Raw genomic sequence first — 12,327 nt, 5'->3', positions numbered from 1 at the left:
TTTTACCGTGGTCAACGTGTCCGATGGTACCAACGTTGACATGCGGTTTTAGACGTTCAAACTTGGCCTTTGCCATGGGTATTTCCTCTTTTTTTGGGATCAAATGCTTGGCTCGTATAAATACGACAACTAAGGCAATCTTGACCTCATTAAGATAATTGTTAAAAAATCACACATACTAATGTGCAGATATTATAAGAAAATAACAGCCAATAACAAGTCTTTTAACGAGTTATTGGCGTATTTTTCGATGACAATATAATGATATTAGCTATATTGCCGTCTTTAATAAATTTTTACTTACTCGTCATCATCTTTATTATTGAACTTAGAGATGATTTCAGCAGCAACTGATTTTGGAATCTCAGCGTACTTTTGGAATTCCATTGAATAAGTAGCACGGCCTTGTGACATTGAGCGCATTTGTGTGGCATAACCAAACATTTCCGCTAATGGTACTTCAGCACGAATCTGTTTAGTACCACCAGGTAAGTCTTCCATACCCTGTACTAAACCACGACGACGGCTAAGATCGCCCATGATGTCGCCCATGTAATCTTCAGGCGTTTCAACTTCTACTTTCATTACTGGCTCAAGTAGTGCTGGGTCAGCTGCCATGAAACCTTTTCTGAAGGCCATAGAACCAGCCATCTTGAATGACAATTCATCAGAATCGACATCATGATAAGAACCATCATACAAGGTCGCTTTTACGCCAACTACTGGGTAACCAGCAAGTACGCCGTTTTTCATGCGCTCTTGGATACCTTTATCAACGGCACCATGGAATTCTTTTGGTACAGTACCACCAACAACTTCTTCAGCGAATTCATACTCAGTATCGCCAGCTGGATCAAGTGGCTCAAGACGTAACCAAACATGACCGAACTTACCACGACCACCTGTTTGACGTACGAATTTGCCTTCTTGTTCGACAGTGTTACGAATCGTTTCACGATAAGCAACCTGTGGTGCACCGATGTTTGCTTCAACGTTGAATTCACGCTTCATACGGTCAACAAGAATTTCTAAATGCAGCTCACCCATACCACTGATGATTGTCTGACCAGATTCTTCGTCAGTATGTACACGGAACGATGGATCTTCTTTGGCCAAACGACCTAAAGCGATTGACATTCTTTCTTGGTCAGCTTTGGTCTTAGGTTCAACCGCTAGGCTGATAACTGGATCTGGGAATTCCATGCGCTCAAGCGTGATAACATTTTGCTCATCACATAGCGTATCACCAGTCGTTACGTCTTTCATACCAACCAATGCAGCGATGTCACCAGTACGGATTTCTTGCAACTCTTCTTGAGAGTTAGCCATCATCTGTACGATACGGCCAACACGCTCACGCTTCATTTTAACTGGGTTATATACGCTGCTACCTTGCGTCAAAACACCTGAATAAACACGAACGAAGGTTAAGTTACCAACGAATTTGTCATTCATGATTTTGAATGCTAAAGCTGAGAACGGTACATCATCAGATGCTTCACGGAAGCCTTCTGATTCATCTTTGTCATCAAGAATACCGCGGATAGCAGGTACATCCATTGGTGCTGGAAGATACTGAATAACCGCATCCAACATCTTCTGTACACCTTTGTTCTTAAAGGCAGTACCACAAAGCAATGGAATAATTTGGTTATCAATAGTCAACTGACGAATAGCAGTATTGATCTGTTCTACAGTCAATTCACCATTTTCAAGATATTCGTTCATCAACTCTTCGTTTGCTTCAGCAGCATTTTCTACAAGAAGCTCACGATATTCTTCAGCTTTTTCTTGTAATTCAGCTGGGATTTCGCGCTCGTCATATTCCATGCCTTGAGACGCTTCGTCCCAATAGATAGCTTTCATGGTTACTAGATCAACAACACCTTCGAAGTCATCTTCTTTACCAATTGGAATAACCAATGGTACAGGGTTGCCGCCTAAGCGGGTTTTGATCTGTTCGATAACACGATAAAAATCAGCACCAACGCGATCCATTTTGTTTACGAATGCAAGACGTGGAACTTTATATTTGTTAGCCTGACGCCAAACAGTCTCAGACTGTGGCTGAACGCCGCCTACTGCACAGTAAACCATGCAAGCGCCATCAAGTACACGCATAGAACGTTCAACTTCGATCGTGAAGTCAACGTGACCTGGGGTGTCAATGATATTGATACGATGTTCATCAAACTGTTTTGCCATACCTGACCAAAAGCAAGTAGTTGCCGCTGAGGTGATAGTAATACCACGCTCTTGTTCTTGCTCCATCCAGTCCATGGTGGCTGCGCCATCATGTACTTCGCCAATTTTGTGGCTAACACCGGTATAGAATAAAACACGTTCGGTAGTGGTTGTCTTACCAGCATCGATGTGCGCTGAGATACCAATATTGCGATAGCGTTTTAGGGGAGTTTTACGAGCCATAGTGTTTTCCTAGGAAAAGTCGTGTATATAATAATGTATTGTGTCTCTACCTCATACTCTATGACAAAGCGGACAGCTTCGTAATATTACTTACTGATTATTAAGCCTAATACGGACAAAAAAAGAGCAAATACTAAGAATAGTGTGGTATCAAATTTGGGATACTCTCTCGTTAAACCTAGTTAATAGTTAAATAGTGTCTTTTTAGAGAAGCATCTTGATAGATGTCCGCCATCTTAGTTGTAAATAGCTTTTGACTATTAGCAACTAAATAAATAATGGCGGCAATCAATAGAATAAATAACAGTGTAAGACTGGTTAACTTTAGCCAACCAGTCTAAAGCTACTAGTAAACAGTAGCTTAGAAGCGGTAATGAGAGAATGCTTTGTTAGCATCTGCCATGCGGTGAACTTCGTCACGCTTTTTCATAGCAGCGCCTTTGCCATCAGCAGCATCATTCAATTCGCCTGCTAAACGCAGTGCCATTGATTTCTCAGAACGCTTAGCAGCAGCTTCAGCTATCCAACGCATAGCCAATGCAGTACGACGGGAGGGGCGTACTTCCATTGGTACTTGGTAGGTTGCACCACCAACACGGCGAGCTTTCACTTCTACCATTGGGCGTACATTTTCTAAAACGTCTTCGAAGAAAGATACTGGATCTTCGATTTTACGTTTTTCGCTTACTGTTTCAAGTGCACCGTAAACGATACGCTCAGCAGTAGATTTTTTACCATGACTCATTACATGGTTGATGAATTTTGCAACAGTTTGGCTACCAAACTTAGGATCCGGTAGGATCTCACGGGTAGCAACGACGCGACGTCTTGGCATAATAAATTTCCTTGTCTTCAGGAGTGTCTGACATTCACAATCTCGCACCAGTTATTAATCAGGTGGCGTTATATCGAGTTGTCAGTCAGCCTTACTGCACGGCGGTATGTTTTAACAGTGAATTACTAATTTAATAATACTGTCAACACCAGACCCATGCACAGTTAATGTTTGGTATAAAAAGCTTATCTAATAACGATTAGTTATTAAACTTTAGGCTTCTTAGCACCATATTTAGAACGACCTTGCTTACGGTCTTTAACGCCTGCGCAATCCAATGCACCACGAACGGTGTGATAACGTACACCTGGTAGATCTTTTACACGACCACCACGGATAAGAACAACACTGTGCTCTTGTAGGTTATGACCTTCGCCGCCGATGTAGCTTGATACTTCATAGCCTGAAGTCAAACGTACACGACATACTTTACGCATGGCTGAGTTAGGTTTTTTAGGAGTCGTAGTATATACACGAGTGCATACGCCGCGACGCTGTGGGCACGCTTCCAACGCAGGAACTTTTGACTTTTCCTTGATGGTTTTGCGACCTTTACGAATCAATTGGTTAGTTGTTGCCATGAGGCATCCTTCTCCCGTTTGGTATAAAACAAAAAAATGGGGTAATGCACCATCCATCTGACGTTAATGACAGATTTTCGGAGCACCCATTTTTAGGACAGTGTATTATAAAGAGTTGTTGCTGCTATTTCAACCACTTATGAGTGATTGTACTTTACAACATTTGATAGATATGCATTCAGCCTGTTGCTGTACCCACTTAGCTGCCTTTAATTCAAAGCCAACTAGAAAATAAGTCACTAAACGTGGCATAAAAAACAATATCACATGTGGTCTGAATAAGATGTTTGGTGATAAATAGACATCTATGATAAGTAAATGGCGATATTATCTAAATTTTCAAGAGTTAAAAGATAATACCACCAATATTAATAGTTAGCGATTGGCCTATAATGACTTATAAACGCAACCTTATATAGAAAACTAAAAAATAGAGATGTTTAAATTGTCTTTATTTACTTTGCTTATCAGCAGACTTATCTTTTGCGTCGCTTGACGAGCTATCAGATGATTCATCTTGCTCGTCTGTGCCATCTTTATTTTCAGTATTGCTATCTTTGGTATGGTTGTCAGTACTTTCTTGCTCATCGCTGCTAGCCGCTTTGTCTACTTTTGCTTCGCTACTGCTGTCATCCGTAATTGCACGATTTGCCAGCTTGGCTTCTGGTGCAAAAGTCGCTTGAGCCACGCCGATTACTTCATCAATTAACTGACTGTTATAGTGCATGCCAATGACGACCGCTGTGGCCGGTAAGAAACGACGTACCCATGATAAGTTGATTTGATCCAAATCAATGCCAACCTGACTGGCGATATTATCAACTTGTTCTGCATAAAAATTAACGTTTTTGTTTTTTAGGCCTAGATTTTTGAGCTCGTTATGCAAACCACTATTTTGCGCATTATCGAGCAAGCCTTTACCAATACCGATACCAGCCAGCAATGCTTGTTTTTCTTGCATCTTGCTTAGGTCTGCATTTGATAGCAATTCATAAGCCATCTTGATACCTTGGCTGCCTGTCAACGGTTTGTTATAGACAGCAGCCAACTGATAAACGGTACGTAATGATACTAGTAACAACCACAACGTATCAGCCAACAATCCTAGCAAACCCGCCAATCCTGTCAAACCACCTATTGTCGCAAGCGCGCGGTTTTGATTGGCGATATCAGTGGCTAGCGCATAACGCTCCTCGTCATCTAAGTTGGCGATATTGGCAAAACGATGCTCACTAGGCAAATCAATCTGACTCCAGTTAGACGCAAGCTTTGCTATTTGCGCAAAAGCACCATCAACGGTTGTCTGAAAAAAGCTATTTGGCACTACTTTTTTGGCATATTTGCCATAAGTCGCAAAACGTGGTCCTAGCAATTGCTGAGTCGCTTTAAGTGTTTGCTCACGAAACAAATCTTGCTGATAATCTTCGTCGCCCAAATTGACCGCTTTGTATTGACGCGGCTTGCTTGTCTTAGCATTGACACCGTCAATGATTGCACCCATGCGCTCTAGATTATTACGGGTCAGAGAGCCAACGGTTTTAATGCTTTTAGAAAGAATGCTACGCTTTGCCATCGTGATGTCCTTAATGTGGTGATTGATTTTATAATAATAGATTTTTACTTATAATTGATATGCTATCTTAGCGAATGACTGTATTCAGTGTCAGTGCGAACAATGTTATCACCATTACAAACTTTGTATCTAAAAGTATAACTGAATCGATAACTGATGCTATGTTAAAGTTTATTTGTTCAGTGACATCCAAGCACAGCCTCATATATCTCTGGTCGATGTATCGATGACTGCCCTCTTCATACCACCTTTTATGTATTTAATTTTTGGATAACTTTTAACCTTAAGCGCTATTTTGTCGTTATTTTGCACTTGTACAAAGATTTTGGACGCTTGATACGTTATCATATGCCATAATTCACAGTACAGTTGTACTCGGATTTATAAAATATCCTTTATAAGAGTACATCTAGACAATATATCATTTAATTATGACAGCAATTATAGCTGCAACAGAAGCATTTGATAGTCAAAAATACGCTTTCTTTAACACACTGTTTTGACACATTGTGTGTTATGAGAGAGTGGTATGTTTGAGATCAAATAATAGAAGTAGATATTAAAAACGATTATTAAAAATAATTTATTAACAGTAATTATCAAAAAATCGTTATTTATAAGGAATAGAATATGCGCCGCGTTGTTATCACTGGAGCAGGGATTGTCTCTTGTATCGGACATGATTTAGCCACTGTTACTGCTGCTCTTAAGCACGGACAGTCTGGTATTACGTTCAATGACTCTTATGCTGAGCATGAGTTTAAGTCACAGGTCAGTGGTAGTATTGATAAATCAGTACTGGACACGTCTGCTATCGACCGTAAGCTTAAAAGGTTTTTTAGTGATGCCAGTCTCTATGCTTATGTTAGTGCGTTAGATGCCATCAAACACTCTGGATTATCACTTGATGTCATCAGCCAAAACCCACGTGTCGGTGTGGTTGCCAGCTCTGGCGGCGCTTCAACAGAAAATGTAGTCGCTGCTGTCGACGCCATGCGTGAGAAAGGTCTACGCGGTGTCGGCGCAATGGCAGTACCTAAGACTATGGGCAGCTCAGTATCAGCAGCGCTCGCAACAGGTCTAAAAATCCACGGTATCTCCTACTCTATCTCCTCTGCTTGTGCGACTTCAACACATTGTATCGGGCATGCTGCCGAGCTTATTCAACTAGGCAAAGCCGATGTCGTCCTAGCAGGTGGTAGTGAAGCTGAGCATTGGACTCAATCATGTATGTTTGACGCAATGGGTGCGATGAGTACTCAATATAACGACACGCCTAAGCAATCCTCGCGCGCGTATGACAAAGACCGTGATGGCTTTGTGATTGCAGCGGGTGGTGCGATGGTCGTCGTAGAAAGTCTCGAGCATGCACAAGCGCGCGGTGCTAATATCTTGGCTGAAATCGTCGGTTATGGTGCTAGCTCTGATGGTGCTGAAATGGTAGCGCCAAGCGGTGAAGGCGCCGTACGTTGTATGCAGCAAGCATTAGCCGAAGCTGGTTTGGAGAGCGTTGATTATATTAATACTCACGGTACCAGCACGCCTTTAGGTGACATCACCGAACTTAAAGCAATTGCTAAAGTGTTCGGTGGTGATGTCAGTAAAGTACCTGCTCTTAGCTCAACCAAGTCTATGACTGGTCATAGTTTGGGTGCGGTCGGTGCTCAAGAATTAATCTACTGCTTACTAATGCTACAAGAAGGCTTTATCGCACCAAGTATCAATATCGAAGAATTAGACCCTGCTGCTGAAGGCTTTGATATCGTCGCCCAAATGCGCGAAACCAAGCTTGAGACACTCATGAGTAACAGCTTTGGCTTTGGTGGTACAAACGCAACGCTAATCATCAAAAAGTTCGACGCGTAACCGATGCACGCAAAAAATCACAAGACTACTGAGCAGACAGATTCTGCCCTATCGCCAGCTACTAATCCTAGCTGGCGTTTTGGTGAGCTGCCTGCCGCAGAATTAATGCCGCATCTACAGCGTTATTTGCTAGCACAAGATGCTAAAGCAAATTGGCAGCTGGTTTGGCTGAATAATAATGGACGGCCCGTAATCGGCTTACTTCCTAAGGTGAGCTGGTCTGTCTATTTTAATACTGCTAATAATCAATTACCTGACACACAATTGGCTGCTTATAAAGTTATTCGACATGGCCGTGATGTTGAAACGACTAACGATGCTGATAATAGTAATGCCATCACAACGGCCTATATGAGCTATGCGGAATGGCAAAACAGCTTAACGACTTATAGTAAAGCTTATGAGACTGATGACAGAACATCGACAACTGATATCACTGAAAATCCCAATTATCATCATGGCCTAATAGGGTTTATCGGCTATGACATTGCGGCTCATGAGCTAAGTCCAGCTGCCAATATCGAACTCGCAGCACAGCCTTGTGCGGTATTGGGTCATTACGATATTTATCTGTCACCTAAAGAAACCAGCAGAACTGGTTGGCAGTTAACTGTCAATACAACGGCTGACAGCTCAGGCAAAACCGTTGATGACGAGTGTAGTGACAAAGCCGTCGTAGCGCTTATCTCATATCTAGACAGACTAGATAAAACGTTGTCTGACACATGTCTGAGTCAAAAATACCTTGAATCATCAAAACCTGCTCCTTTAATATTGCAAGCACGATGGGGCAAGCATGATTATCAGCAAGCATTTGACCGCACTCAGGACTATCTGAAACAAGGCGACTGCTATCAAATAAATCTGACGCAAGAATGGCACGGTCAGCTCTCTCATAAGACAAGCAATGCCCAATCAATATCTAATTTGATTGATTATTTACCTATGCTATATCGTAATACGCAGGCGCCCTTTGCAGGATATCTGTCAGTTAATAGCATGCATGACAGTCTAAACGCTCCTGATATACTTACGAATTCGTTTGAATTATTAAGCTGCTCACCTGAACTGTTTTTTACCTTCAAAAAAGATACCAACACTGGCAAACATCACATCATTACTAAACCTATTAAAGGTACGATGCCGCGTGGTGCAACGAGTGAACAAGATAACCGCTATAAAAACCAACTAAGCGATAGTGAAAAAGATCGTGCTGAAAATGTGATGATTGTCGATTTATTGCGTAATGATTTAGGCAAATATGCCAAAATTGGTAGCGTAAAAGTACCACAGCTATTTGCAATAGAAAGCTTTAGCAATGTGCATCATATGGTCAGCACCATCACCGCTGAGCTCAAAGAGAATACCCATCCGTTGGCAGTATTGTTCGGCAGTTTGCCTGCTGGATCTATTACTGGCACACCAAAAAAACGTGCCGTTGAGATTATATCTGAATTAGAAACAGCACCACGTGGTGCCTATTGCGGCACTATGGGTTATATGAATTTTGATGGTAGTGGTCAATGGAATGTACTGATTCGTACGCTGCAAGCCAACGCTTCATCACATAATGATTTGAATAGAGAAAAACACATCAGCTTATGGGCTGGAGGTGGTATTACTATCGCTTCTGACTGCGATGCTGAATACCAAGAATGTTTGGATAAAGTGGGTAATTTGCTATCAGTTCTTGCCCAAGAGAGTCCGAGTAAACAACATTGAGTGTTGTTTTGAGAAGTACATAAAAATAAAGCCTGCTCAACACAATGTCAGCAGGCTTTACTTTTATTAGTCAATATCAATACAACAGCGAAGATTCGTTAATTCGCAGCATCTTCAGTATGCGCATGCAATATTCTCAAGGCATTTATTAAAGACATATTGCTCGATACATGACATCCGTTCGTAACACATATTTAACACCTGATATCACTGGTGCACCTTCATGAAGCTGTAGATGTGCAAACAATAATGCTTGGCCTTTTTTCGGTGTAACAATATAAGTTGGCGTATCATTATTATACCAACCACCTTGCCATTGATAAAATTTTGTCTCGCCACCTTCGAAGTCGTCATTCAAATAAAACAATAGCGTTAAGAAGCTTTTATGAAACTTACCTTGCTCATAAGCACCATCAAAGTGTGGTTTGAACGTTTGGCCTTCGCCATAACGATAATAACGAAAACGCTCATTCAGCCCCGACAACTCCCATAAACCTTCATCCCATGTTTTTGGCAAATAACACGCTACTTGGTCAAAGAGTTCTTTTGCTAAGTCAGCATCATCAAATATGATACGGTCATTATTTCGGACACTCGTATCTGTTCGAAACTGATCATTCCCTAACGTAATTTGTGCCTGTTCATACTGCTGAACTTCACTTTTTTCAATGAGTTTCTCACATTCCAGCTCATTGAAAACGTGATCAATAGTGCAAATCAATGGTAAATTACGAATCACATTCAGATTTTTCATCTATATGCTCATCGCTCGCAGCGTAGTTAATGCATTGATCAAACGCTCATTCTGCTCTGCTGTACCAACGGTAATACGCAGGTACTCATTGATGCGCGGCTTATCAAAATGACGAACGATGATGCCTTGCTCACGTAACGCACTGGCCACAGCACTGGCATTACCCTCTTTGGGACGCACAAATACAAAGTTGGCGTGTGACGGCAGCACTTTATAATCCAAGGCTATTAGATCTGCTGTTAGTGACTCACGCAGGTCAATAACCTGCTGACGCGTTTGCTCAAAGTATTCAACATCTAAGACACTGGCAGTCGCACCCGCTTGCGCTAACTTGTCTAATGGGTAGCTATTAAAGCTGTTTTTCATACGGGTCAATGCTTCAATCAATGAGGCATTACCAAAGGCCATACCGACACGCAATCCAGCGAGCGAGCGTGACTTTGAAAAGGTCTGCGTCACAAGAATATTGTCATAATCATTGATTAAGCTTATGGCTGAGACAGTAGCATCTGAGCTATCCGCTTCTATCTGGGCAAAGTCAATATAAGCTTCATCAATCACGATCACTGAATTAGAGTGCTCACTCGCCAACTTACTGATATCTGCAAGCGATAGTAGCAGTCCAGTTGGAGCATTAGGATTGGCGATAATGATACCGCTACAAGGCTGGCGATACGCATCTGGGCTGATACTAAAATCAGCATCTAAGGCAATTTGTACCAACTCGATACCAAAGGTATGCGCGTATACGGGATAGAAACTATAACTAATATCAGGTGCTAAAACAGGACGCTCTTTTAAGAAAAAGCTAGCAAACACCAATGCCAATACTTCATCTGAGCCATTACCGACGAATACTTGATTGACATCGAGATTATATAATCCTGCCAATGCATTACGCAACTCATCAGACTCAGGTGCTGGATACAAGCGCAAATCATCTGCTTGACGTTCCAACACTTTAGCGATGGCTTCCCCTACTTTTGGAGAAGGTGGAAATGGGTTTTCATTGGTATTTAGTTTGCATAAATTGTCGTGTTGCGGCTGCTCACCTGGTGTATAAGGTGACAAATTGCGTGCTTTAGATGACCAAAGTCTCGTGTCTATCTTTAATTCACTCATAAGTTATCCTACTATTAGCCACAAAAATTATTAAAAAAGATGTCAACATAAATGACAAAATTAAATTTTACAGTATTCAAAAAATATTACTGATAACGATAACGAGCTGAGCGCGCATGGGCATCTAAGTCCTCACGCTGCGCTAAAATATCTGCTGTTTCCGCCAACGGTTTACTGCCTGCTTCACTACAATAAATAATAGATGATTTCTTTTGGAAGTCATAGACACCCAGCGGTGAAGAAAAACGCGCCGTACCTGAAGTTGGCAACACATGGTTAGGACCTGCACAGTAATCACCAATCGCTTCAGGCGTATGACGACCCATAAAAATCGCCCCAGCGTGACGAATATCATTGAGCAGCTCATCAGGATTGTCTACTGACAATTCTAAATGCTCAGGTGCCACCCGATTGATCACTGCAATACCTTCCTGACGGTCTTTAACTAAGATAAGCGCGCCACGGTTTTGCAATGAATCACGAGCGATATCAGCTTTTGGCAATTCTGCCAATGCTTTTTCGATCTCAGCAGCAACTTCAGCTAGCTGCTCTTCACTGGTCGTCACAAAAATAGCTTGGGCAATACGATCATGCTCAGCTTGTGACAATAAATCCATCGCCAACCAATCTGCACGATCTTGCGCTTCACCTTCTGCATAAACCAATACTTCAGAGGGGCCCGCAATCATATCGATACCAACTTGACCGAATACTGCACGTTTGGCAGCCGCCACATACTTGTTGCCCGGCCCTGTAATTTTATCCACTGCTGGAATTGTCGCGGTGCCATAAGCCAATGCGGCCACAGCTTGTGCACCACCAATAGTAAAGACACGATCAACCTGTGCCAAATGCGCTGCTGCCAATACCAGTGGGTTTAGTACACCTTTGGGTGCTGGCACGACCATGATGACTTCGGCGACGCCTGCTACTTTGGCAGGAATGGCGTTCATCAATACTGACGATGGATAAGAGGCCAGACCACCAGGGACATAAATACCTACACGATCAAGCGGTGTGACTTTTTGACCGAGACGATTGCCTAGCTCATCTTCATATTGCCACGTCTCTTGTACTTGGCGCTCATGAAATGTCTGTACGCGTGTGGCCGCTGTCGTCAATGCCCTCTTGACGGTCTCATCAAGGTTGGCAAATGCCTCAGCAAGCGATTCTTTGGATAGCTCTAGCTCTTGCATCGTCGTCGCTGGATGCTTATCAAATTGCTGAGTCAAGGCTAGCACCACACTATCACCATCATGGCGAACTTGCGCGATGATGTCATCAACGGTCTTCAACAAGTCGGCATCATTAACGGTTTCAAAAGCAAGCAACTCTGTCAATTGACTGTCAAAATCGGCATCTTGGGTACTTAGTTGGCGCATGACCTAATCCTATGGCTGAAATGAATAATGTAATGGTAGCGTGTATTGAATATTAACAATAATTT

9 protein-coding genes and 1 pseudogene are annotated in these 12,327 nt (G+C 42.2%); 2 read left to right on the top strand and 8 right to left on the bottom strand.

Translation table 11 applies throughout. From position 1 onward, the window contains the following. The 5 genes and pseudogenes from DFP82_RS14775 to DFP82_RS13315 form a co-directional block, all read right to left on the bottom strand. Window positions 1-76: pseudogene (locus tag DFP82_RS14775) on the bottom strand (hypothetical protein); the annotation flags it as partial. Between the two features lie 224 nt (window positions 77-300). Continuing rightward, window positions 301-2,427, bottom strand: a complete 2,127-nt coding sequence (fusA, locus tag DFP82_RS13330) for an elongation factor G (protein WP_110924208.1) — start codon at window positions 2,425-2,427, stop codon at window positions 301-303. Between the two features lie 361 nt (window positions 2,428-2,788). Continuing rightward, a complete protein-coding gene (gene rpsG / locus DFP82_RS13325; RefSeq protein WP_110924207.1) occupies window positions 2,789-3,262 on the bottom strand; it encodes a 30S ribosomal protein S7 in 474 nt (157 codons plus the stop codon). 206 nt (window positions 3,263-3,468) lie between these two features. Then, window positions 3,469-3,843, bottom strand: coding sequence for a 30S ribosomal protein S12 (rpsL, locus tag DFP82_RS13320; protein WP_011281154.1), 375 nt, complete (start codon window positions 3,841-3,843; stop codon window positions 3,469-3,471). Window positions 3,844-4,294: 451 nt separating this feature from the next. Then, window positions 4,295-5,416, bottom strand: a complete 1,122-nt coding sequence (locus DFP82_RS13315) for an EcsC family protein (protein WP_110924206.1) — start codon at window positions 5,414-5,416, stop codon at window positions 4,295-4,297. A gap of 630 nt (window positions 5,417-6,046) precedes the next feature. On the opposite strand from DFP82_RS13315, the gene DFP82_RS13310 reads away from it, so the two are divergent. Then, window positions 6,047-7,282: a beta-ketoacyl-ACP synthase II gene (locus DFP82_RS13310; protein WP_110924205.1), complete on the top strand. Its 1,236-nt coding sequence runs from the start codon at window positions 6,047-6,049 to the stop codon at window positions 7,280-7,282. 3 nt (window positions 7,283-7,285) lie between these two features. Then, complete coding sequence (locus tag DFP82_RS13305) at window positions 7,286-9,004, top strand: anthranilate synthase component I family protein (RefSeq protein ID WP_110924204.1); 1,719 nt, start codon at window positions 7,286-7,288, stop codon at window positions 9,002-9,004. A gap of 148 nt (window positions 9,005-9,152) precedes the next feature. On the opposite strand, the gene DFP82_RS13300 is transcribed toward DFP82_RS13305, so the two are convergent. The 3 genes from DFP82_RS13300 to hisD all read right to left on the bottom strand — a co-directional run bounded on the left by DFP82_RS13300 (window position 9,153) and on the right by hisD (window position 12,262). Beyond that, window positions 9,153-9,758 (bottom strand): prolyl hydroxylase family protein, encoded by a 606-nt coding sequence (locus tag DFP82_RS13300; protein WP_110924203.1) that lies wholly within the window; start codon window positions 9,756-9,758, stop codon window positions 9,153-9,155. Next, window positions 9,759-10,880 carry a histidinol-phosphate transaminase gene (gene hisC, locus DFP82_RS13295; RefSeq protein WP_110924202.1) on the bottom strand — a complete coding sequence of 374 codons (1,122 nt, stop codon included), beginning with the start codon at window positions 10,878-10,880 and terminating at the stop codon, window positions 9,759-9,761. 86 nt (window positions 10,881-10,966) lie between these two features. Next, window positions 10,967-12,262, bottom strand: a complete 1,296-nt coding sequence (gene hisD / locus DFP82_RS13290; RefSeq protein WP_110924201.1) for a histidinol dehydrogenase — start codon at window positions 12,260-12,262, stop codon at window positions 10,967-10,969. Between the last annotated feature and the right edge of the window lie 65 nt (window positions 12,263-12,327).

Source organism: Psychrobacter fozii, from assembly GCF_003217155.1.
Classification (GTDB): domain Bacteria; phylum Pseudomonadota; class Gammaproteobacteria; order Pseudomonadales; family Moraxellaceae; genus Psychrobacter; species Psychrobacter fozii.
This window is presented reverse-complemented; position numbering and strand designations above follow the sequence as displayed.